At 37.5% G+C, this 23,567-nt stretch carries 17 protein-coding genes; 15 read left to right on the top strand and 2 right to left on the bottom strand.

The window, feature by feature from the left end; all coding sequences use genetic code 11:
* Nucleotides 1-50 precede the first annotated feature (50 nt).
* Genes gmtY through gmtX form a run of 3 tightly spaced genes read left to right on the top strand, consistent with a single transcriptional unit; the run spans nt 51 to nt 4,812 of the window.
* Entirely contained in the window at nt 51-1,511 is a 1,461-nt protein-coding gene (gmtY, locus tag I6E78_RS04785) for a gamma-mobile-trio recombinase GmtY (RefSeq protein ID WP_165723450.1), read from the top strand.
* A complete protein-coding gene (gene gmtZ, locus I6E78_RS04780) occupies nt 1,508-4,147 on the top strand; it encodes a gamma-mobile-trio integrase GmtZ (RefSeq protein ID WP_165723451.1) in 2,640 nt (879 codons plus the stop codon). Before gmtY ends, gmtZ begins: the two co-directional genes overlap by 4 nt.
* A complete protein-coding gene (gmtX, locus tag I6E78_RS04775; protein WP_165723452.1) occupies nt 4,147-4,812 on the top strand; it encodes a gamma-mobile-trio protein GmtX in 666 nt (221 codons plus the stop codon). Before gmtZ ends, gmtX begins: the two co-directional genes overlap by 1 nt.
* Before the next feature lie 83 nt (nt 4,813-4,895).
* Here gmtX and I6E78_RS04770 read toward each other — a convergent pair whose 3' ends face one another.
* Together I6E78_RS04770 and I6E78_RS04765 are read right to left on the bottom strand one after the other, a co-directional pair.
* The gene (locus I6E78_RS04770; RefSeq protein WP_165723453.1) at nt 4,896-6,284 is read right to left on the bottom strand and encodes a DEAD/DEAH box helicase; all 1,389 of its coding nucleotides are present in this window, start codon (nt 6,282-6,284) and stop codon (nt 4,896-4,898) included.
* A complete protein-coding gene (locus tag I6E78_RS04765; RefSeq protein ID WP_165723454.1) occupies nt 6,278-6,862 on the bottom strand; it encodes a hypothetical protein in 585 nt (194 codons plus the stop codon). The genes I6E78_RS04770 and I6E78_RS04765 overlap by 7 nt, the downstream gene beginning before the upstream one ends.
* Before the next feature lie 156 nt (nt 6,863-7,018).
* Between I6E78_RS04765 and I6E78_RS04760 the strand changes: the two genes are divergently transcribed.
* The 12 genes from I6E78_RS04760 to I6E78_RS04705 all read left to right on the top strand — a co-directional run bounded on the left by I6E78_RS04760 (nt 7,019) and on the right by I6E78_RS04705 (nt 22,120).
* Nucleotides 7,019-7,276 carry a helix-turn-helix domain-containing protein gene (locus tag I6E78_RS04760; RefSeq protein WP_165723455.1) on the top strand — a complete coding sequence of 86 codons (258 nt, stop codon included), beginning with the start codon at nt 7,019-7,021 and terminating at the stop codon, nt 7,274-7,276.
* Between the two features lie 194 nt (nt 7,277-7,470).
* On the top strand, nt 7,471-9,084 hold the full coding sequence (locus I6E78_RS04755; protein WP_165723456.1) for a type I restriction-modification system subunit M: 1,614 nt from the start codon (nt 7,471-7,473) through the stop codon (nt 9,082-9,084).
* Complete coding sequence (locus I6E78_RS04750) at nt 9,074-10,549, top strand: restriction endonuclease subunit S (protein WP_165723457.1); 1,476 nt, start codon at nt 9,074-9,076, stop codon at nt 10,547-10,549. The genes I6E78_RS04755 and I6E78_RS04750 overlap by 11 nt, the downstream gene beginning before the upstream one ends.
* A 51-nt stretch (nt 10,550-10,600) precedes the next feature.
* Nucleotides 10,601-13,906 (top strand): type I restriction endonuclease subunit R, encoded by a 3,306-nt coding sequence (locus I6E78_RS04745; RefSeq protein WP_165723458.1) that lies wholly within the window; start codon nt 10,601-10,603, stop codon nt 13,904-13,906.
* Between the two features lie 496 nt (nt 13,907-14,402).
* The gene (locus I6E78_RS04740; RefSeq protein WP_165723459.1) at nt 14,403-14,951 is read left to right on the top strand and encodes a DUF7010 family protein; all 549 of its coding nucleotides are present in this window, start codon (nt 14,403-14,405) and stop codon (nt 14,949-14,951) included.
* Between the two features lie 89 nt (nt 14,952-15,040).
* A complete protein-coding gene (locus I6E78_RS04735) occupies nt 15,041-15,907 on the top strand; it encodes a hypothetical protein (RefSeq protein WP_165723460.1) in 867 nt (288 codons plus the stop codon).
* Nucleotides 15,908-16,029: 122 nt separating this feature from the next.
* The gene (locus I6E78_RS04730) at nt 16,030-17,073 is read left to right on the top strand and encodes a hypothetical protein (protein WP_165723461.1); all 1,044 of its coding nucleotides are present in this window, start codon (nt 16,030-16,032) and stop codon (nt 17,071-17,073) included.
* A gap of 98 nt (nt 17,074-17,171) precedes the next feature.
* On the top strand, nt 17,172-17,915 hold the full coding sequence (locus tag I6E78_RS04725) for a DUF4145 domain-containing protein (protein ID WP_165723462.1): 744 nt from the start codon (nt 17,172-17,174) through the stop codon (nt 17,913-17,915).
* 429 nt (nt 17,916-18,344) lie between these two features.
* Nucleotides 18,345-20,045, top strand: coding sequence for a hypothetical protein (locus I6E78_RS04720; protein ID WP_165723463.1), 1,701 nt, complete (start codon nt 18,345-18,347; stop codon nt 20,043-20,045).
* A 336-nt stretch (nt 20,046-20,381) separates the two neighbouring features.
* Entirely contained in the window at nt 20,382-20,903 is a 522-nt protein-coding gene (locus I6E78_RS04715) for a transcriptional regulator (RefSeq protein ID WP_165723464.1), read from the top strand.
* A gap of 229 nt (nt 20,904-21,132) precedes the next feature.
* The gene (locus I6E78_RS04710; RefSeq protein WP_165723465.1) at nt 21,133-21,510 is read left to right on the top strand and encodes a hypothetical protein; all 378 of its coding nucleotides are present in this window, start codon (nt 21,133-21,135) and stop codon (nt 21,508-21,510) included.
* A 214-nt stretch (nt 21,511-21,724) separates the two neighbouring features.
* Complete coding sequence (locus I6E78_RS04705; RefSeq protein WP_197182063.1) at nt 21,725-22,120, top strand: hypothetical protein; 396 nt, start codon at nt 21,725-21,727, stop codon at nt 22,118-22,120.
* Nucleotides 22,121-23,567 lie beyond the last annotated feature (1,447 nt).

Genomic DNA, 23,567 nt, shown 5'->3' with positions numbered 1-23,567 from the left:
CGCAAGCTATATAGTTGTATGTATGTATATAGTGTATTTAAGAGATAGGATTGACTACAGTAAAAGTTAGAGCAACAATAATAGAAGATAATACTGGTGTAAAAAGCCAAATACCTACCTTACTTACAGAAGAGGGTGAAATAAGTTCAGTAACTGATTACTTACTATTAATGGAGGCTAATGGTTCAAGTAATTCGTCTATGTTAAGTCTAATCAGGGCTATATCTTTGTTATTAGATTACATGGAAGCTAATAAATATTTATTTCATGATCCCGCCATACTCTTTCAAACTTTCGCTAAGCGCTTATATACAGGCACTATAGGTGAGGAAGGTTTAGATCCTTCAGGCTTATATTGGATGCCTACTTCAACAATTAATGTAAATAAACATATCAATAGGCTAACTGCATTTACGGATTGGCAGGCTAACAAAATTGGTAAGGTTTCAATGAACCCCCTACGTGATGCTACACCACATGAATATAGGTTAAATTATGCATCATGGTTTCGAAAGAATCAAAATGACTACTTGGGACATATTGAAGATAAGGCTATTAATAAAACTATTCGAAAAGCAAGGCATATCAAAGGGCGTACATTACTAACACAAGCCGAAGGTGATGCAGTTGCATTTCCAGAGAAATATTGGGAAATGTTTTTTAAGCATGGCTTAGGAGGCTCCTCTGACCCAAGAATAATACTTAGGGATAAATTGGTTTTATTATTAATTCATGGAGGTGGTCTTCGCTTAAGTGAAGCACTGACTCTATGGATTACAGATGTGTTTGAGGATCCCTATAATCCTGAAATTGCTGTTGTCAGAGTTTATAACGAAGTAGACGGCAAAGCCCCTTATGATTGGAAGTGCCGCTCAGGCACCCAAACTAGACAAGCATATTTAAAAGAAAACTATGTAAGAATTCCACGTATTAAAATGAAAGGAACTCATTATCTAGGTTGGAAAAGTACGGTCGTTGATCATAAAGATAATTATTTACAAGTTCATTGGTTTCCTTCTGATTACGGTAAGGTTTTTATGTCATTATGGACTAGCTATCAGAAGTTCCGTGCTAGTGTAGATTGTTATCACCCTTATGCTTTTATATCTTTTCATCATACAAGTTTAAGTTCTCCTTATACAATTAATGCTTTTAACCATAATTATTCAGTTGGGTTAAAAAGAATTGGATTAAGATCTAACAAATCAGAAGGAATTTGTCCTCATGGACATCGTCATAACTATGGAAGACGCCTTGAGCGAGCAGGGCTGAGTCCACTTATAATACGTCGTTGTATGCATCATAAATCGTTAGAATCTCAAATACCCTATACAGCTAAGAGCCACATGGAAATATCTAAAGAACTTGAAAGAGCCACGCATCAACTATCAAACATAGAGCCCGTTGTTAAACCATTGAATTGGAATGACTTAGTTGAGGTTGGTTTTAGGGATATAGACCCTGAAGGTTACTTTACTGGTAAACACTCTAAATTTAGAAGCTTAAAATGAACAGAAATTTTGAAATAAAAAAAAGAGATAATCGTGCATCGGATACAACTTTCGGTTGGATGTTAAACACATTTGGTCCTGAATGGGAGGAGTGGCAAAAATTAGCTTCAGAATGGATGGAAACACAGCAAACTGGTGTTGGGCCTAAACAGGTCGCTCTGACACGTTTCTTTGAAACATACCTCTATAAACAAGTCCCTTACGCTGTTGATGTTAAACTTTTTTTTAGTGGCTTCAATGGCCATAAATGCTCTACTGAAGAATTTGAAAAGATAATAAGAAAAACAGTTAATCAACCTGCAGCAATACAAAAGTCAGTTAATGTCCCATGCGATTTTATTGATTATATTATTGAATCTCATTTATCTGAAAAAAATGATAATGGTATTTCTATCCCACTTGTAGTTAACCCTTTCTCTAAAATAAAGATAGCCCGTTCTCTCACAGAAACTGTTCGTAACCCTTTACCTTATCGATATATTCAAGATTTACGTCAGATTATCTGTCCATTACCAAGTAAAAAAGAAATGCTAAAGATTTCTAAAAGCATAGGGTTAAATGAAGAGTTGAAACCATCTTATCACTACCGAAACTTCTGTGATTGGACTTGGTCCCATGATGTACAAAAAAGTGATTGGTACGAAGTCGATGAAGAAGTTATCGATAAATCAGACCCAGATTGTGTGTGGCGTACAAAAAAGAATGGTAAAAAAGAAACGTTCCAAATCTGGTCGCCTGTTAGGCATATGATACTGTTTATTAAACTACATTTACCTTTGCGTACATATCAAATAAGTATGTTGGATAGTGGCGAGGCTGATACATGGAGATATGAAAATCAGCAATGGGTACTTAACGAAAAACATAGATTTATATTAGGAAATGAGAAAAGACCATTTGGTAAAGGCGTTTTTCGTCGAGTATATGATTCTGTTTCTGCCTCTTATTCAACTGCCTTATACATAAATACTAATAAATCTGCAGACAATAATAAAGAGGAGCTCGAGCGGGGATATACAATTCCTTGGCAAAATGAGGAAGTCCTATATTGGTTAGAAAAATTACGTAATTGGCAGGAAAAATATAATTCTATTGAAAGCCCTACAGACTGTACTACTCTAAAAAATAAACATATAGCAGATCAGAAAAAATCTGAAGCTCAGTTAAAAAGTATGGGCGATATTTCCTTTCTTTTTCGCGATGCCTCTGCAGCGGGTACGGATATATCTAAACCAACTTACTATAAGGCAATAAATCGATTATGGTATCAATTATTACTTAAATTGGAATTCAATCTAGAATCAAATGGAGATACACTGGATAATGGAGAAAAATTAAAGTTAGTTCACGAATGTCCTCCTGGTGTATCTTTGGCTTCAATGACTAGTACGTACTTTCCGCTTCATAGCTTACGTGTTTCTTTAATTACGGCATACACAATGGATACACAGCTCCCCATTGCTGTTATTTCAAAAATGCTAGCAGGCCACAGTAGATTACTGATGACAATTTACTACAACAAAATCACTCCTTCTGTATTTGCACATAAAATGGGTGAGGCAGAACTTCAATTAGAAGAAAAGTCTGCTCAAAGCGTCAGAAATTTTTTAAAAGATGCTTCTACCGAGCAAATTCAAATGAAAATGGCATACCATAAGTCCGATAGTATCGAAGCAGCATTAGTTAATCGTGCACCTATAGGTTGGGAAGAAAGAGCTGCAGGCCTATGCTTAGTTGGCGGTAATACCGTTAAATCTAGTGAATCTAGTTCACTGGGAGGCTGCTGGAATGGAGGAGAAGAACTAACTGAAGCAATACATGCTCAAAACCGTATTTATGCAGCTGTATCTCATGGTCCTGAGAACTGTATTAGGTGTCGGTGGTTTATAACTGAAGCACGCTACCTTCCAACTCTTAATGCACAATTCAATCAACTCAGCTATAAGGCTCACCAAGCTGCAAACCTATTTATTGAAATCGAAGGTGAGTTAGATGAGTTAAAAGATGAAAGTTTTTTTGCTGAAGAACAAGGAATTCCATTTATTAAACATAATGAACTTCAAATTTTACAGCGGAGATACGAAAAGCAAAAAGTTGAAGCTGATGAATATACAAAAGATTGGATGGCCTGCTTTGAACTTATAAACAAAATTATTCGGATAGAAGAAACACGCAATGATGATGAAAAACAAGATAAATTAATTGCTGTTGGCAATGAAAGAGATGTTACGAAAGCACTGAAGTTCATAGAAACAAAATCAGAGTTATTACACTTATCATTGCTTTGCGAGGATGCTGAATTTTACCCTGACCTCAAAGATGAACTTCGCAAAACACCAGCAATACATAAGCGCACAATGCAATTAAGCCGGGTGCTTATGAAAAGTGGTTTCAAGCCAATTTTTATGGAAATGGACGAAAATCAACAGTTAATCGCAGTAAATGCAATGATGAGAAAAATGGCTAAAATTGCTGATCCTGAAGATAAAATGGAAGGTTATAGAAAGGTAGCAAATCATATTGAAGCTGAAGAATATCTTATAAATAATAAACTTTTGTCTGCCGGTATATCTGCTATCAATAATAATGTAATAAATTTAGAAAAATTAACCTCGCCATTAAGTTTGGAAAGCTAATGATTATTAATACAGAAATTATCCTAGCTGATTTAAAAGATGGAAAGGCAACTAGAACACAAAAAAACTTAGAAAAATTGAATGAAATTATGAGTAATTATTCATCTTTAGGTAATTGTAATTTTTCAATAACACAGATAGGTCATTACTCCAAATTAAATGGTGGTCCAGGATATGAAGCTTTGAGGGCGACAAGAAACGACCATTATCGTGTACTTATTGAAGCATGGGCTGAGAAGAGCAGAGATAGGGTTCAAAGAGCTAATAGCAAAGTCAAACCGAACAGCAAACTCCCTTCCGATAATATTTTACTGCAGCGTATTACAGACCCTGCGGTGAGAGCTTTGTTTGGACAAATTATTGCCGAGAGAAACCGGTACAGAAAAGAGGTTAACTTACTTAAACAACATGCAAATATTGTGATCGACAGACGCCCAATCAAACAATCAAATGAACCTCATACTTTTGAACCATCGTTGATAAACAACTTAACAGAGTCTGAAAACAAAACACTAAACTACGCCATATCTCAAGAGTGCATGGAAAATAATGACTGGTATTCAACCTCAGCAGGGCAAATTAAAAGTAAAGATAGTAACATTGAAATACTTCCGCGTGGTTTTATTACAGGTTTAACAAAACTGCTTGGTGTAAAAGTAGAATAATTTATAGCTTTAATTTAACTTACTAGTTGTCTTTCATAAATCTAAGCAGGTGTAATACCTGCTCTACAAAGTAGCTTGATATTTTAGCTCATTACAAACACCTCTATTACCCGCTCTCTAAATCCGCCAAAGGCCTGTAAAAAGCTTGCTTCTTGAAGCTCAGTTTTCAGCTGACTTGATTCGTTTGATCCCCATGAAAATAATAAATCATCAATTTCAGCAATCGGCTGACTATCGGGCCTAGTGGAGCTTGTCTTTTTATGAGTCTCTGTTCCAAAATATTCATTCGCTATGGCGTTATTTCTTATTAGTACACAAGTGTCGGGTAGCTCTTGGTCAATTCTATTTGCAAAGGTGCTTAGTGTTTCTTCGGCGAGGGTGAATAGCCAAGCTTCTTGGTTAGGGGAATTGTTTACTCTTAATATGCGTCCAAGCACCTGCCTAAAATAAAGCTCGGTTTTAACTCTGCTTAAATGGCAGCACACTTGCAGTCTTGGTATGTCAGTTCCTTCCGATACCATACCAACGCTTACAATCCATTGTGTGTTGCTAAAGCGAAAATGACTGATTCTCTCGCCAGCATCGCTTTCTTTGTAAGTAACTATGGTTGCTGATTGATGGAAAATCTCTGTAAGAACCATCACTATCTGCTCTGCATGCTCAACAGAAGAGGCAACAATTAACCCTGCGGCATTGCTATTCTGCTGCCTAATAGTGGCAAGTTTACTTACCCCTTGAGCAACAATGTAATTGATTACAGCTTCGTGCTTAATCAAATCTTGGTAGGAAATCGATGGATCTTTTAGCAAAGACTTTAATGAGTTATAGGTTTTAGTTTCCTGTTTCGTGGTTGTTACCGAAATTTCTTCATTATCAATTAAAACAATTTTAGGGTTACGGCAAACGCCATCATTTACCGCCTGTTGCAGCGAGTAAGTGTAATTGCACTGAATTTTATTATCAGGGTCGCTATAAGTTGCCAGCGCGATAGGGAGAAGGTCAGAGCGCCAAGGTGTGCCTGTTAAAGCTAACGTGAAAGCAGCCTGCTGTTGAATATTTTTAACAATATCTTGCCCCCATACATTGGCATCCTCAATGCTTGAACCAGCGCAATGGTGTATTTCATCAAACACCACTAACACGCGGTTGTTCCTTAATAGTTTCCAGTAGTCGTCATTAAAAAAGCGCATGTTTTGATAAGTATACGAGCAACCAACTGAGCCAATAACACCGTCAAAATTACAATTTAAACGTTTAGCAAACGTCTTTCTAATGCCATTTGCAACCTCACTAGAGGGTGAAAAACAAATCACAAAGTCTATTTGCTTTGTATCAAATAAATAAGCTGTAACTTCTGCCGCCAACACGCTTTTACCAGCCCCTGGTGTAGCTAAACAAAAAAAGTGTTTATGGTTTTGAGAGTAATGTTTTTTAACTACCGATAAGCAGGCTGTTTGCCAAGCCCTTAACATGGCTGTTTTTCTGTTGTTTTATTACCCAGTAAAGTCTGCAAAGCATTTATTTTGCCAAGTAATTTAATCGATCTTTCCTTAGCCTGAGTGTGATGCAGTTGCAATTGTTCATGTAGTTTAGGGTAACGCGCAGTAAGGCGTTTGTACTCTTTAGCTTCTTCAAGCACGGTGTTTAAATCAATTTCATATGTTAGTAAGTCTTTTTTAAGCTCTTCTTGGTACTCAGTAATTTCAAGATTTTCAGCTGTGGCGTTAGTAGAGTTATTGTTAGGAATATAAATTTTTTTTGCTCTACTTTCTCTAGAATTAGGCACAATTTCTAAATTTAAAAATAACTCCGTTTTTGAGTAAATAACTTCTTTAACTCCATTGTTTAATTTATTGGTTCGCTTTAATAGTCCTTTTTCAACATTACGAGTTAATTGACGGTATATAAACTTTCGGGTTTCTACCGCATCGGTAAATGCAGATTGTTCATGTAATAAAGCGTCTTTCGCTTGCGTTACAGTGAAGTTATCCATCTGTTTGATTACCAAAAGAAAATGTAAAAATACATTCATATTCGCTTTCTTACTCATTGCTAAACTTTACCACTCACCATAAACTTAGGATTCCTAAGTATACATGCTCATGTAAAAACTAGACAATCATTTAAATGTAAGAGTTACCAAGATGAAGCAACGGTGCAGGTTAAATCCTTTTTTACAGAGCGTCTTAAAGAGGCTCGAAAGCGAATGAAAATAAGCCAAAAAGAGTTAGGTATTAAAATAGGGATGGACCCAAGTTCAGCCAGTGGCAGAATGAACCATTACGAAACAGGTCGCCATATGCCCGACTTAGCTACCTTAAAAAAGCTAGCGACCGAGTTAAATGTTCCCGTAAATTACTTTTTTTGTGAGTCAGAAGAAAGCGCAACACTGGCGTGTTTAATCGAAAAGCTTGATGACGAAGGTAAGCGTAAGCTCATTCAATTATTAGAATTAAAACAGTAAAATACACGTATAATCGGGCGTAAATATATGCCTGATTTACAGTAGTCGTTTTTTAACAAACATATTTTTTTAAAAATTATTTTATATCTCTTTTTTTAATACCAATTTATTACTAATTAACACTCAAAAAACCACGACCTTTGCGGTATGATAAGCCAATAATTTATATTGATATTCTTGCAAAGAGAGACCACATGGACGCTGTATCAAAAAAGCCTGCACCAAAAAAAGCCGTAAAAAAAACACAAGTCGGGTTTGAAGAATCCCTTTGGGACGCCGCCAATAAACTGCGCGGAAGTGTTGAATCAGCCGAATATAAGCACATTGTTTTAAGCTTAATCTTTCTTAAATTTATTAGTGATAAGTTTGAAGCGCGTAAAAAAGCCATTATTGCCGAGTACGGCGACGAATACATCGACATGGTCGACTTTTACGCTATGAATAACGTGTTTTACCTACCAGAAGACGCACGCTGGTCGTATATTCAAATCAACGCCAAGCAAGGCGATATAGCCGTAAAAATAGATACCGCACTGCACGCGGTTGAAAAAAACAATAAATCACTCGCCGGCGCATTGCCCGATAACTACTTTTCTCGCTTAGGGCTTGATGCCAGTAAGCTCTCTGCATTAATCGATACCATTAATAATATCGACACCATTGCCAACCAAAACGAAAAAACAGAAGAAGACTTAGTTGGCCGTGTGTACGAATACTTTTTAGGTAAATTTGCCGCCTCTGAAGGTAAAGGTGGGGGCGAGTTCTATACGCCAAAATCGATTGTTACCCTTATTGCCGATATGATCGAACCATTCGAAGGTAAAATTTACGACCCCTGTTGTGGCTCGGGCGGTATGTTTGTGCAATCGCTTAAATTTATTAATAGCCATAACGGCAATCAAAAAAACGTGTCTATTTACGGGCAAGAGTACACCAACACCACTTATAAACTGGCTAAAATGAACCTTGCCGTGCGCGGTATATCGGGCAATTTAGGCGATGTAGCCGGCGACACTTTTTTTAAAGATCAACACCCCGACCTAAAAGCCGATTACATAATGGCAAACCCACCATTTAACCAAAAACAGTGGCGCGCCGATAACGAACTAGTCGACGATGCCCGCTGGGCCGGTTACCCAACACCGCCTACCGGTAATGCCAACTATGCGTGGATCATGCACATGATCTCAAAACTTAGCGAGCATGGCACCGCTGGCTTTGTACTCGCTAATGGCTCAATGAGTTCAAACACCAGTGGCGAGGGCGATATTCGCCAAAAAATAATCGAAAACGATTTAGTCGATTGCATGATAGCCCTACCTGGGCAGCTGTTTTACACCACACAAATTCCGGTGTGTTTATGGTTTATAAGTAAAGATAAAAAAGGTAATAACGAAAAAGGCCTACTAAAACGCCGTGACCGCCAAGGCGAAACGCTATTTATAGACGCCCGCGAAATGGGCTCTATGGTTAACCGTACCTTAAAAGAACTCACCAACGACGACATAGCTAAAATAACCCAAACCTACCATATTTGGCGCGGCGAAGAGCTAATTTCAGATACAGAGCAAGAGTATGTAGATGTTGCCGGTTACTGTAAATCAGCCACCCTTGCAGACATAAAGGCAAACGACTACGTACTCACCCCAGGGCGCTATGTCGGTGCTGCTGATATTGCAGACGATGGCATCCCGTTCGAAACTAAAATGAGCGAGCTTAGCCAAACGCTTTATGGCCAAATGACCCAAAGTGAGGAGCTTGATAAAGCGATTCGTAAAAACTTGGAGGCGCTGGGTTATGGGGAGTAATTGGCCAGAAGTCACTTTAGGAGAAGTGCTTGAAATTAAATATGGAAAAGACCATAAGAAACTAACTGAAGGTATGATACCTTGCTATGGTTCAGGCGGAGTCATGCGTTATGTTTCTGAGTTCCTGTATGAGAGAGAGTCAATTTTGATTCCTAGAAAAGGCTCTTTGAATAATATTTATTTTATTGATACTCCCTTTTGGACAGTTGATACTTTATTTTGGTCAAAAATAAATAAAATAATAGCAGATCCTAAATTCATATATTATCAGCTTAAATTAATAGATTTTAATCGATTAAATGAAGGGTCTGCGGTACCCAGTCTAACGGTTCCAATATTAAAGAATATAAAAATTAAATTGCCGCTTCTAAAAGTTCAACAAGAAGTTTCAAAAATACTTTCAGGTTTAGACAAAAAAATTGAGCTCAACCAAAAAACCAACCAAACCTTAGAGCAAATGGCGCAGGCGTTATTTAAAAGCTGGTTTGTTGACTTTGATCCGGTGTTCGACAATCTCCTTGCGAGCGTTGATTTTAACTTAGAAAACCTTGAAAACCGTTTGCCTGACCAGTTAAAACAAAAAGCACAGCGCCGCTTAGCAGCACTGAACAGTTTAAAAAACACGGCAGAATGCAAAGCATCACTCATTGCGCTTGCTCACGAGTTACAAGCACAGCTACCAACAAAAGAAGCAACACAAGCCGCTGAAACACCCATTAAGCCAGACTTTAGCGCCAAACCTAAAATATTAGCGCAACACGCCAATACCCACGCCCACTTCCCCAATGAGTTCGAGCACAACGAACAACTAGGCTGGATACCAAAGAGTTGGAATAATCGAGATATCAATTCCATAGCAGAAATAACTGATTACGTAGCTAATGGTAGCTTTGCGTCTTTGAAAGAAAATGTAAGTCTTTCAGATGAACGAGGTTATGCTTTGTACATACGTACCACAGACTTTAAGAATGAATTTTCATTAACAAAAGCTAAATATGTATCTAAGCATTCTTATGATTTTTTAAAAAAATCTAAATTGATTGGAGATGAGGTGATTATCTCAAATGTAGGTGATGTTGGCACTGTTTTTAGGCCACCGATTTGGCTTGGAATGCCTATGACTTTGGGAAGTAATGCGATTTCTTTGAAGTCCAATAAGTTAAATAACTATTTATACTTGTATTTTTCAAATGATTTTGGCCAGTATCAAATAGATTCAATCACTAGCGGTAGCGCACAGCAAAAATTCAATAAAACTGGATTCAGAAAACTTAGCGTCTTAACTCCAAGTATTGAAGTAATTGATGTATTCAATACTTCTTATGACGAGTTGAACTACAAACTTCAAAAGAACAAAGAAAATACATTTTCAATTACTAGCTTGCGTGACGCGTTGCTACCCAAACTCATCTCTGGCGAACTACAAATGCCTGATGTAGCCAGTGATGACGAAATAGTAGATTAATACACAAGCTGAGTTTTCAAAGGCAAAAAATAATAACAATAAGGATGTTTGATGAAATTTACTGAAGCCAAATTAGAACAAGCGGTGGTTGAGTTATTAGGCGAGCAAGGCTACCCGCATTTACTCGGTGGTGAGCTCAACCGCAACCATAGCGATGTATTAATTAAAGAAGACCTCCGTGCTTTTTTAACCAAGCGTTACGCTAAAAATAACATTACTACCAGCGAAGTAGACTCAATTATTGCAAAGCTTGAAAAACTGCCAGCCAGTGATTTATACGAGAGCAATAAAACCTTTTGTAAGTGGTTAAGTGATGGTTTTTTACTGACACGCGAGCGGGGCAGAGTAGCAGGCAGTGCAGCGCAAAAAGATTTGTATGTTCAGCTGCTTGATTACGATAACGTTGAGCAAGGCATTAAAAGTAGCCTAATAGCAGGCAGTGCTATGGCTGCTTTGAATAATGTGAATGAAGCAAGCGTTACTTATCTGCAAGACGACAATATTTACCGGTTTGTTACCCAGCTAGAAATACAAAGCCCCACAAGCTACGACAATATTGAACTGCGTATTCCCGATGGTATTTTATACGTAAACGGCTTGCCATTAGTGGTGTTTGAATTTAAAAGCGCGATACGCGAGCAAGCCCCCATATTTGAAGCCTATGAGCAATTAACTGTTCGCTATAGGCGCGCTATTCCGCAGTTATTTGTGTTTAATACCTTGTGCGTTATAAGCGATGGCGTAAACAACAAAATGGGTAACTTATTTGCGCCGTATCAGTTTTTCTACTCATGGGGAAAAGTAACGGGGCAAGAGCTCACAGCGCAAGAGGGGATTAACTCGTTACATACCTTATTGCAGGGCTTGTTTGATAAAGCGCGCTTGCGCGATGTAATGCGCAACTTTGTGTTCTTCCCTGATTCTGACAATAAAAGCGCGGGCAAAAAAGAGATAAAAATTGTGCCGCGTTACCCACAATATTACGCGGCTAATAAGCTGTTCGAAAATATAAAACGGCATTTAAAACCAAAAGGCGATGGTAAAGGCGGTACGTACTTTGGCGCAACGGGTTGCGGTAAAAGTTACACCATGCAATTTTTAACACGCTTGTTGATGAAAAGCGTTGAACTTAAAAGCCCCACCATTATTTTAATTACCGACCGAACCGATTTAGACGATCAACTCTCGCAGCAGTTTGGTAATGCTAAAACCTACATTGGCGATGACACGGTAAAAACAGTGACCAGCCGTACTCACTTACGTGAGTTATTAGAGGGCCGTAACAGTGGCGGTGTATTTTTAACCACCATTCATAAATTTACCGAAGACACTCGGCTACTAACCGACCGTACTAATGTTATTTGTATTTCTGATGAGGCGCATCGTAGCCAAGTAAATCTTGATCAAAAAATTACCATCACCGACAAAGGTGTAAAAAAGACCTTCGGTTTTGCAAAGTACCTGCACGACTCACTGCCAAACGCCACCTATGTTGGTTTTACAGGCACCCCAGTAGACGCGACTTTAGATGTATTTGGTGAAGTGGTTGACTCGTACACCATGACTGAGTCGGTTAAAGATGAAATAACCGTACGCATTGTGTACGAAGGCCGCGCTGCCAAGGTGTGTTTAAACAATAGCAAGCTGGCTGAAATTGAAGCTTATTACAAAGAATGCGCCGATGCAGGCAGTAACGAGCTGCAAATAGAAGACAGTAAAAAAGCCACCGCTAACATGAATAGCATTCTAGGCGATCCTGACCGCATTAAAGTGTTAGCAAGGGACTTTGTTGAACATTATGAAAAACGCGTTGAGGAAGGCTCTACGGTCGCAGGAAAGGCGATGTTTGTATGTAGCTCGCGTGGTATTGCTTACCAGTTGTATCAAGAGTTAGAAGAACTTCGCCCACAGTGGTTTGATGTAGTCGACACAGATGACGCGCAAAAGCTATCAGATACCGAGCGAAAGCGCGCCATTAGCGAAGGCTGTATTGCTGCTCCTTCTGAAAAAGTAAAAATGGTGATGACCCGTGGCAAGGACGACGTTGAGCGCCTATATAATTTACTTGGCAGTAAAGACGAACGTAAAGAGCTTGATAAACAATTTAAAAACAAAAACTCAAACTTTAAAATAGCCATAGTGGTCGATATGTGGCTAACCGGTTTTGATGTGCCATTTTTAGATACCATGTACATAGATAAGCCACTGCAAAAGCACAGCTTAATACAAACTATTTCGCGGGTTAACCGCCAGTTTGAAGGCAAAGACAAAGGCTTAGTGGTAGATTATATTGGTATTAAATCAGAAATGAACAAAGCCCTAGCGCAGTATTCAAAAACAGACGAAACCAACTTTGAAGACATTACTGCCTCGGTTATTGAAGTCAAAAACCATCTAGCGTTACTTGCAGAGCTATTTCATAAGTTTGACAGCAGCCCGTATTTTACCGGTGAAGCCGTTGCTCAATTAAACTGTTTAAACCACGCCGCTGAGTTTGCACTTATTACCGAAAAACGCCAAAAGCGTTTTATGGATTTAGTTAAGCGTTTAAAAGCCGCTTACGATGTATGTTGTGGCAGTGAAAAAATTAACGAAAATGAGCGTAACCACATTCACTTTTACCTTGCCATTCGCTCGATTATTTACAAGCTAACCAAAGGCGAAGCGCCCGACACCGCGCAAATGAACACCAAAGTACGTGAAATGATAAGCGAAGCCCTACAAAGCGACGGCGTTGAGGAAGTATTTAAACTCGGCAATGAAGACGGCGGCGAAATCGACATTTTTAATGACGACTACATCGCCAAAATAGAAAAAATAAAACTCCCCAATACTAAAATTAAAATACTGCAACAAATGCTAGCTAAAGCCATCGGTGAGCTTAAAAAAGTAAACCAAACCCAAGGTATCGATTTTACTAAACGCTTTGAATCGCTGGTACAGCGCTACAACGAACGAAAAGAAGATGACGTATTGGTAAGTAGCGTACTAGATGATTTTTCAGAAAGCATGGTTGATATGATTTACAGCGTACGCGACGAAATGAACGCCGGCGACGAGCTAGGCATTGATATTGAAGAAAAAGGCTTTTACGACGCCTTAAAAGCACTCGCAGTTAAATACGACTTTGACTACCCCGAAGATAAGCTCATTGAGCTGGCCCAAGCGGTAAAAGTAATTGTAGATGACAAGGTAAAATTTGTAGATTGGAATAACCGCGACGATATTAAATCATCACTTAAAGTAGAGCTGATTTTAATACTCGCTAAATTTAAATACCCACCAATCAGCCGCGATGAAGTATACAAAGAAATATTTGAGCAAGCGCAGAGTTTTAAAGTAAACCAAGGAATATAACTTGTTATTGCCGGAGGACATTAAAGTATGAAACTCGACAATAAATACTAAAACCATGACAATAACGTTCGAAACTTTTCGATGCTATTTGTCGCAGTCTGCCTTTTGTTCTAACAAGCTTTTGCCCCAAAATGAGTTAACGTAATTACTCTATAGATCACCTTTGAGCTATCAGACACAGTGATTCACCTAATGATATTGGCTCTACCCCATAATCTGATATTCCACTAACTTTTATGTTGGTGATGATATATATTACTGTATTAATATACAATTTTGTTGTTGTGCTCCCAGATTCAAGAAAATGAGCGACGAGCGCATTTTCTTTTTCTGAATACCTTTAGTGTCATAAAAATATTAAAGTTGGCAATGCATTACGTTATTTGTTAAAAATAGATTCATTAATACATGCGCGTAACATCGGCACAAAGATGCGCGACGAGCGCACTATAAAATTGTTATGTGTGAGCTCAGCTCTGAACAAGGATTCAAGGAAATGACATTAGAAGAGTATAGAAGGGATTTCGAAGCGTCAGCAAAAAGATCTGTATCGATGCCAATTGCTGGTGCATGTGTCTGGCTTATTGTCGCATTGCTTTCTGTGAGGCTTGATGAGCGAGTTGGTGTGCTGGTCCTGTTATTTGGTTCGGGTACGATTTTCCCTTTAGCTCTTTTAATAGCACGATTTAGGGGGGAAAACCTCTTAGCTTCTAATAACCCTTTAGCTAAGCTGATGGGGCTTTGTGTATTGATGGTCAATTTGCTATGGGCCGTTCACATACCGCTCTTTCTTTATGCCCCAACATTTGTTCCATTGAGCCTGGGTATTGGGCTCGGTCTGCACTGGATTGTTTGGTCATGGATAATCCAGCATCCACTGGGCATAGTGCATGCAATTTTGCGTACCCTATTGGTAGTTGTGGCTTGGTTTACCTTTCCGGACCAACGGTTGCTCGTTATTGGCTTGGCTATTGTTGTCGTCTATGGCATTAGTATCTGGCAAATGCTAACTAGGCCAATTGATACACACATAACAAATCAATGAACTACGCGCCTTCGGCGCCGGACGGCTTGCACTACGCTTCGCTCCGTTCCAGCCGCCGGTTATTGAGGCGTTAGTTTTAAGGAGAAGTTTTGCCTACATATTCAACAATGAGAATTCCGGAGCCAAAAAGCTGGGAGGAATTTGAACAGATCGCTCGAGATGCTTTGGCAATAAGGTGGGGGAATCCTGACTTGTCGATGCACGGCAGACCCGGGCAGGCGCAGGATGGAGTTGATATATATGGAGATAATCACTTGGGCTTTGTCGGAGTACAGTGCAAGAATACGTATGATGGAGTCAAAGAGAAAACAATAAATAGTGAAATATCAAAAGCGGAAGGTTTTCCCGAAAAGCTTGAATGCCTTTACATCGCGACTACGGCGCCTCGTGACGTTGGAATGCAGAAAGCTGTAAGAGGCTTGTCCCGTTCGCGAGAAAGCCTCAATAAGTTTTCTGTAAATATTGTTTTTTGGGAAGATCTTACTCAAGACTTAGTTTCAGTTCCAAGGGTGTTTTTGAAGCATTACCCCCAGTTTTCTTTAAATTACGAAAAGCAGCACTTACGCGTTGATCTTTTTGAAGATATATATCAAAGGGTTTGCCACATTTTACATGAAGCCAGGCATACCCTCGCATTTTATAGCGCTCCTACCTCTGCCGGCGAACTAAGGGGTCAGGTTTCTGCGCTACATAAAGAAATTGGAGAACTGAGCCTGCTTGTTGAGAAAAGCGAAATATCGCTTCCAGACAGCATCGCTGGAAGCCTGTTCGACTTCATTCAGAGTGTCTCTAGCCCTGTTACTCGATATAAATGTTTCTTGGGCGTATATGACGATGATGAGCTGTTTTCAATTAATGATGTCAGAGATGGAGCGTGGGACGAAATTGAGAGCAAGTCATACGAATTAAGGGACTGCATCAGGGACGAAATCAAGCTTCTTCTGATTCAGAACTAACCAATGCGTCAACGGGACCGGTTTTCCGCTGGCGCTCCAAACCGGCCCGTTACGCTGGCGTTAGCTGGCGTTAGCTGGCGTTTTGAAATTGAGTTACACGATAGATTTGGGTATTGATTAATATGAATGATAAAACGAAAAAACTTGATGATGTCGGTATTGAAGAAGGCATCAAAAATGGAGAGCTAGTTGAGTCAGGAACTCAAATTAGAGATGCTTCAACAGGACAAATAGTTAAAGTTATTAAGAAAAAAGATGAAGGCTGTAATTCAATACCAGCAACACTTATCCAGGTTCATCATAGCTATGTTTATCAAGCTGATTTGAAACCTATAATTGAGGCTATAGTGCATGCCGAAGAAAACAGTCTTTATGAGGAATTAGAAGAGCAGTTTAATTTAGTTATGGATTATTTTGATTCATATAATACTTATGGCACTGGCATAGAAAAAGTTCATCAAACTTGCCTCGAAATTTCGGTTTTATTTGATAATAAACTTCGCAACGAAATTAATAGGTTTGATCTTAAGGATATTGAGGGAAGAGATCTAGTAAGATTTCAAGGGTCGTTAGATGCTTATGTTAAGATTATATTCTCCTACATAGTTAGCACCTATATCCTTCATAAAGATAAATTTTCTAATGACAAGGTTATTATCAAGAAAATCCTATCATTTGAAAATATTGTAAGATCACTTTATGAGCAGTTGCTTGCTGAATCTGAGCCAAAGGAAAATGAAGAAGGGAAAACTATAGAAATGTTTTCGATGAGTCATTCATTATATAGTATGTATATGTTTGATGATGATTACGATATAAACGATGTGAGCGACCTTGTTTGCCACGACTCTAGATTTACATCTGCCTTGCAGGTGGTTGATTTCTTTAAAAGGCACTTCAAAAAAGGAAGTCTTAACAATCAGCAGTCATATCCAAGGTACAACCACAATGAAAACGAAGTAAAAATATGTGTATCAACGGATAGAATTCCCCCAAAGAGCAATAGAAAAGAATTAGCTATAAAGCTTTACTTTATATTAGAGGATATTGAAAAATTGAAAAATATTAGAGAAGAAATATTGCAGTTAAAAGACTATAAAAATACAGATATATCTACTTATTTTGGCACCGCATCAGCTAACAAGGCCTTAAAGTCTGATTCGTAACAGTTGGCTCGGTTTCGCTTCGCTTCATTCACATTTTAGCCAACCATTACTCACAGCTTAAGGCGGCGTTATGTGCTTTATCGAGTAGGAGACAGACTTTGGATCTAAACCCAAAATACAGAAGTGAAAAGTTTCAGTGCCCACACTGTCAGGTTGCCTCTCAGCAGGCTTGGTTTGACGTTGATAATTCGAGTGATGCAGCTAATAATATAATAAATCATGTATTTTATGACTATAGAACGCGCATAAAGGATTATCAGCAAAATGCCATCTCAGCTTTTATAGAGCAAGTTGTAGATGCAAATAATCGACATATGTGCGAGTTTGTTCCGGAAGGTTTTTCTGTTGCAACTTGCTCAACGTGTAATGAATTCTCTTTGTGGGTAAATCAAGAAATTGTCTATCCAAAACAAACGACAGTATCGCCTCCAAATGAAGATATGGATCAAGAAATTCAGGAATTGTATCTGGAGGCATCCACAATTGTTGTTGATTCTCCCAAAGGTGCTACGGCCTTACTTAGATTGGCACTCCAACTATTGCTCAAGCAACTAGGTAAGTCGGGTAAAAATATTAACAACGACATAAAAGATCTTGTAGCAGAAGGGCTAAGTCCAAAAATTCAAAAAGCACTAGACTTACTTCGAGTTGTAGGGAATAACGCTGTGCATCCAGGTCAAATTGACTTAGAAGATGGTAGAGACATAGCGCTGAAGTTATTCCACGTTCTTAACTTCATCGCAGATGAAATGATTTCAAAGCCTAAAGAGTTAGATCTGCTCTATTCAGATATTGTACCTGAGGAAACGCAGCAACATATTAAAGAAAGAGATGGTCAATGATGTCAATTTGTAGTCGCGCACATAACAAAGCGCTGCACACGGATAAATTACTCGCTGCGCTCCTAATTTACCCGTGAGCGCGGCGTTACTGACTAAATACTCTAACTTGCTTTTGTCCAGAGACGGGTTATGTATATAACTCGCCTTTGCCCCAAGACGTGTTAACGTAATTACTCTAATAGGTCGGCTTTGAGCGAGGAGCTGTCAGTCAGGTGAATCGTCATTAACTTAGTAAGAATAAGAGGACACTTTCCTCTTTTTTCCATGTTTATATAAGCTACAGAAAGTATAATATTTATAGCTGGCAATAACTTACACTGTTTGCTATTAATAGAAGCTTATAAGGTAAGGGTGTTTTCGCGCTAAAATAGGGAAAGTGCCCTCTGATAAAACTGTTAGTTTTATCTCGAGTTTTGGTGGAAATCGGCAATGAATGTATATGATTTAAATTGTTTAAAGTTCTTATCTGATGAGCCTAGCTCCGAAGATGAGTTCAATGACTGGTGTCAACAAAGTGATGTTGCTGAGTTTTTAACTTCGGATATTAATGATGAATACGTAATTTTGTATGCATCAATGCCACATGTATTTATCCATGCAGTATTTTTACCTGAAAAAAATGCGATTAAAGATAACTTCAATAACCTCCTCAAATGGAGTGGAAATCCATTTTCTTCTTGGGGTATTTCTTGTTCATCTGAAGATATATCTATAGAAAGTCCTATGTCCAATCTTGGCTGTAAAGAATTAGCTTCTGGAGAGCAGATACTTTTCGCTCGGTCATTTCAAGCCATAGGAAACGATGAAACCTATTATGAGCTTAATCAAAAAATATCTCATTCTTTGGATTTACATTTCGTTCCCGAAAAAAAATCATGGTGTAAATTAAATTCTCACGGTGAAATTAATGAAGTAATTAAGATACTTAAAATCCCTAATTTTCGGAATAGTGATGAGGGAACTATCATCTGCGCAAAGAGAGAAATTATTGGAGAGTATGCGGGTATAAAAGATGTGAAGTTATTTCGTATGTTTGACTTTACTCGTTACAAAACAGGTGATTTTAGTGGGTGGGGATCAAATAGAGAACTTGTTGATTTTAATACGACAGGAATCTTGGGGAAAATTAATATCGTAAATGGTGTTGGAAGTTACTCTCGAGGTTTTCAGCTTTCGGATATTTCAGTTTCAAAGAAAAAGTTAATAGCAAATATTTGGGGTCATTCTGACGATGAAATTGAAAAAGAATATTGTAGCTATGTTGCGCAAGACTGGAAGAATAATGAAATAAAGGAGATTTCATGTAACCCAACTCATTTATCGAACTACTTTACAGAATCTAATCTACCGTTTGAAATAACACCTGTGTTTTTTAAACCCGAAGTATTACTAAAATATAAAACTGATCGAGATAGGTTTACTTTGAATAGTCGCAGTATATATTGCAGAGGGGCATGGGAACTAAAGACTTTTGATGTCAATACTGCTGGTCAGGTACATACTTATTTAATATATCTGAGCCATCTGCCTTATGAAGAACAACTACATTGGAAACAGTACAATGAGGCTCCCAAAGCATCTATTTCAACTCGCGCTATGGAAAATGATATAAAAGGTGAGTGGAGTAGTGAGTATGATGCGTTATTAAGTTTAAAAGCCAAGCTAGCTGAGCTAGATTCAAAAGGCTCTTTGTGGTGGAAGCTCAGGGATAAAAATGCTCCAGATAAAGTTCACTACCCGTATACTAGTTCTCGTGATGAATGGGCTGAAGAAATTCTAAACCTAGATCAGTTACTTATTGAAGGCTTAGAAGAGAAGTGGCTTAGGAATAAAGCGAAGGCTTTAAAATTAAAACCTGATGCGAGATTACGTGCATTAAAATTACTCGAAGTAATCTTAATTGGTGTTGAATTCGAAGAAGAGCATGCACGTGAAATAATGTCTCCATTCCATATAGTTCACAATGCTCGTTCAATTTTAAAGGGGCACACTCTAGGTACAAAAGCAGAAGAGCTTAGAAAAGTGGCTATAACTGAATATGGTAGCTATAAAAATCATTACGAAAAAATATGCACTGACTGCGATGAGTCACTTGAAATTATTGCAAACGCATTGAGTGAAATTGAATAATGAAACTATCAAGGAGCAGGTGCCAGACAGTTAAAATCTCAGGCTTCGCCTCCACTTTTAACAGCCACCAGGCATACTTTAGCAACGAGCGAAAACTAGTCATTCAGGATCGTTGTCATTAACTTAGTAATAAAAAAAGGGCGTTTCTCCTTTTTCATATGTTTAAGTAACCTACAGTAAGAGTGATATTTAAAGCTGGCAATAAGTTACAGTATTTGCTAGTAATTTATGAGATACGGGCGTTTTAATGTAAAAATAACTAAAGCGCCCTCTGATTAAGCTGTTAGACATGAAGGTGTTAAATATTAGGAGCGATGAATTATTAGAAAAAAACTATTGCGCTTAGATGGAGAAGAATCTATTGAAGAGTTAACTGAGCGAAATTTACATGCCAGAATTTTGAAAGAATCTGAAAAGTATTGGGATACGCCAGTTTCTTCATGGCCTAAAATTATATTTAATTGGGATGTGTCAAGAAGCTCTCAACGTTTTGCATTGGACGGTGTAGGAGAAAGTGATTTTCAAAAGTACTACCCTGATGGATTTATACTTGGTTATGTTTTGTTAACTGAATTTGATAAAATCTTATGTCATTTTAGTCGAAGAGATGAAGGCGAGTTGTGGGAGCTCGGTCATCCAGATAACTTGGCAAAGCTTATAGTTTATTTATCTGAGAATAGACCAATATCTCCTCCATTGGTAAAACCTGTCGATAATGGTGAGGTTATATTTCAGGGAGGACATCATCGTTATGCTATAGCTAAAGTCACAGATGTTGATGTATTTCCTATTTACATTGAAAAACACAACAAAATTGAAATAGATAAGCGTTTATTTGTAAATTGGAAAAATGCCTAACAAGAGGCAATGGTGCCACCGTTCGATACTGGCACGTATATATTCATGAAAACGAGCTGCGCGCGTATATTGGTCTATTTAACTTTACTCAAAAGTTTTAGAAAACTTAGAGATAGCAATACTTTAGGTTATTTATGAAAACTATATAATGTAGAAAAATGAGCATAGTTTCGGCAAAATATGCGCGATGAGCGCATTATTAAATTATTGAATTACTTAAAGGTATCGTATGGAACTCAAAGACTTCATTAAAGAAGCTATAAAGGATATTTCAGAAGCAATTGTCGAGTGTAATGATGACTTAGAAGTAATAGGTACAATTGTTAATCCTAAACGAGTTTCAGTAGAAAAAAATGCTAAGGACAATTTATTAGGTTATATGACTTCTCCGACAGACAATCCAGATCCAAATTTTTTAAGACCTGTTCATATGATAAGTTTTGATGTCTCGGTATCTACTACAACCAAAAAAGATGGGAAAGAAGGAATTGGAGTTAATGTTGCAGGAATCAAGTTCGGTAAAGATAAATCAGATATAAGTTCAGATAACACTGCTAGTAGGCTGAGTTTTTCTGTACCAATAGCGCTTCCAACAGGTAAAAAGTAACTTAACAAGCTGCCGCACTATGCCTCGATGCAGTTGTCGCGGCTTTAGCTAAAGAAAAGAAGCACAACTTACTCGCCAGTGTGCACAATTCAATAGATGATGTGCTAGGGCAGGGGCTCAAGAATATCGTCATAAAGGGGTAGTAAATAAAAGTGATCAATTTGCCTTTGCCATAGCTACATTTTATTTAGATAGTGAGAAAGTAAATGGATTCTTGTATAACTCTAAACGAAACTATCAACAGCTATTATTTAATAGATCAGTTGTTGATATTTTCTTATTACCGAAGGGTTGGACTTTTCATGAATATTTAAAAACTTCAATTTCTCTGTTTTATCTTATTGCTGATATGTCAATTTACAACCTTACAGAAAACTGCGAGTTCAATCCCATCGAAATAGGTGACATGTTATTTTACCATAAAATGATTGCAGGATCAGTCATTTTGTTGCGTGAGCGCGAATTGCCCGAAGATATTGTTATTAATGGTGTGTCCTCAGTTTTTCATAACCCAAATGGTCCCTTAGAGTCTTTACTTAATCGTTACATTGCATATGGTGATGAATCGCTTAGCTCATTTCGTGATAGATATGATGAAGAACGAATATAAAAAACAGCTTGCTTGGGTTAAGTTTCGTTATTCAACCTCGGATAGTGAGCAGTAAACTGTAATGACAATATGGTGCCTGAGATCTTAAATCTTATAAAGCTTTTTACATTTCCCAATTCACATACATGCGTTGTTTCAACTGCTATAGATATGATTGCAGCAACTTATCTATATCGTCAACATTCTTTTATACGCCCACTAAGTCCGATACCGTCTAGTACTGGACTTAGCGGGCTTTCATATACATAGTGTGTTTATTTCTTAGTTTGATTAAATCACTAAAAATCAGCTAGTTAAAATGGTTAAAAAGTTAAATACACATTACAGCTATATACTCTGTCTAGTATTGGACATTGCAGGGCTAATAAAGAGAATATATAGCACTCCTTATTAATACACATATAACTACCTATAATTTATATTATGTTAAATAGGGTTTGCAATAAGCTATTCAGTATAACTATGTGTGTTGTAAGCCTTCTCGTTACGAGATTATTAAGTGTATTTTACGTTTTTAAGTAAATTCAATACAGCTGCTTTCCTACTACTACGAATACATAACTTTAAATATGGATGCTTTACTTACATGAGCCCTATAAAGCAAGTTTGTTATTTAAACATGTATTTGTATAAAACAAGCCCGCTGATAATTTAGCGGTTAAAGTTCTCCTTGTTTATAAAGCGCACCTATCTATAACTAACCAGTCTGCAAGTATATTGTTATGCCTTTGCTATATTTTCAATTCAAAGAACGGAATTTTGCTGCTTACTATTTATGTGGCTTCTTATACTCTTTGTATATAAACACTTATGTTGCAATTATTATCTTATCTAGCTTAATGAATCAGGTCCCTTAAAGCATTTCTTTCTTTTGGCTATGCATAAATTACCAATTTAACTTAGGTAATATTCAGCTACTATTTCATACCTACACGTTACTTATAAATCTCTATATGCATATCCTTGCTCTCTGTATTATTTAACTTATTCTATAAATTTACTAGCAGCCTTGCTGTGATTTTAACTAAGTGATAATTCAGTTAAATTTGCGCCATAACTTACTACATAATTAACGCCTATAAATAAGCTTAAGTCTTTAACCTAGTTAATCGCTTTATTTTATCTTCTATTCCAATAGCTAACTAACATTTCTATTTCAATCCCATGCTGTTTTATTACTCTTTATGAGTAACAATCCGGCCATAATATTTGAATTGATATACCATATGCTTATACTTTGGCTATCAGTTGTAATAGTTTTTTATAAATAAACCTCAAAAAGATCTGGTTTATCACTGTTACACACATGGGTTTTACCTGTATTTACATAGCTAGTTTTACAAAATAACGCTATTAACAGTAATAAATCAGCTGGCTTAGTTCGTTTTATAAGCAGGTGCTTTAAATAGCCTATTATGTAGGGTTTTAATTTTCAGTTTTAGTTATA

It is taken from the genome of Pseudoalteromonas sp. NZS127 (assembly GCF_015864805.1).
Lineage (GTDB): Bacteria > Pseudomonadota > Gammaproteobacteria > Enterobacterales > Alteromonadaceae > Pseudoalteromonas > Pseudoalteromonas nigrifaciens.
The sequence above is the reverse complement of the archived record's forward strand: the minus strand, read 5'-3'. Positions and strand labels throughout refer to the sequence as shown.

Coding starts and splice junctions, on each gene's coding strand:
- I6E78_RS04760 (WP_165723455.1), top strand. CDS start 7,019: ATGAAAATAAGCCAAAAAGAGTTAGGTATTAAAATAGGGATGGACCCA.
- I6E78_RS04720 (WP_165723463.1), top strand. CDS start 18,345: ATGAATGTATATGATTTAAATTGTTTAAAGTTCTTATCTGATGAGCCT.
- I6E78_RS04745 (WP_165723458.1), top strand. CDS start 10,601: ATGAAATTTACTGAAGCCAAATTAGAACAAGCGGTGGTTGAGTTATTA.
- I6E78_RS04765 (WP_165723454.1), bottom strand. CDS start 6,862: ATGAGTAAGAAAGCGAATATGAATGTATTTTTACATTTTCTTTTGGTA.
- gmtZ (WP_165723451.1), top strand. CDS start 1,508: ATGAACAGAAATTTTGAAATAAAAAAAAGAGATAATCGTGCATCGGAT.
- I6E78_RS04770 (WP_165723453.1), bottom strand. CDS start 6,284: ATGTTAAGGGCTTGGCAAACAGCCTGCTTATCGGTAGTTAAAAAACAT.
- I6E78_RS04740 (WP_165723459.1), top strand. CDS start 14,403: ATGACATTAGAAGAGTATAGAAGGGATTTCGAAGCGTCAGCAAAAAGA.
- I6E78_RS04750 (WP_165723457.1), top strand. CDS start 9,074: ATGGGGAGTAATTGGCCAGAAGTCACTTTAGGAGAAGTGCTTGAAATT.
- I6E78_RS04710 (WP_165723465.1), top strand. CDS start 21,133: ATGGAACTCAAAGACTTCATTAAAGAAGCTATAAAGGATATTTCAGAA.
- gmtX (WP_165723452.1), top strand. CDS start 4,147: ATGATTATTAATACAGAAATTATCCTAGCTGATTTAAAAGATGGAAAG.
- I6E78_RS04730 (WP_165723461.1), top strand. CDS start 16,030: ATGAATGATAAAACGAAAAAACTTGATGATGTCGGTATTGAAGAAGGC.
- I6E78_RS04755 (WP_165723456.1), top strand. CDS start 7,471: ATGGACGCTGTATCAAAAAAGCCTGCACCAAAAAAAGCCGTAAAAAAA.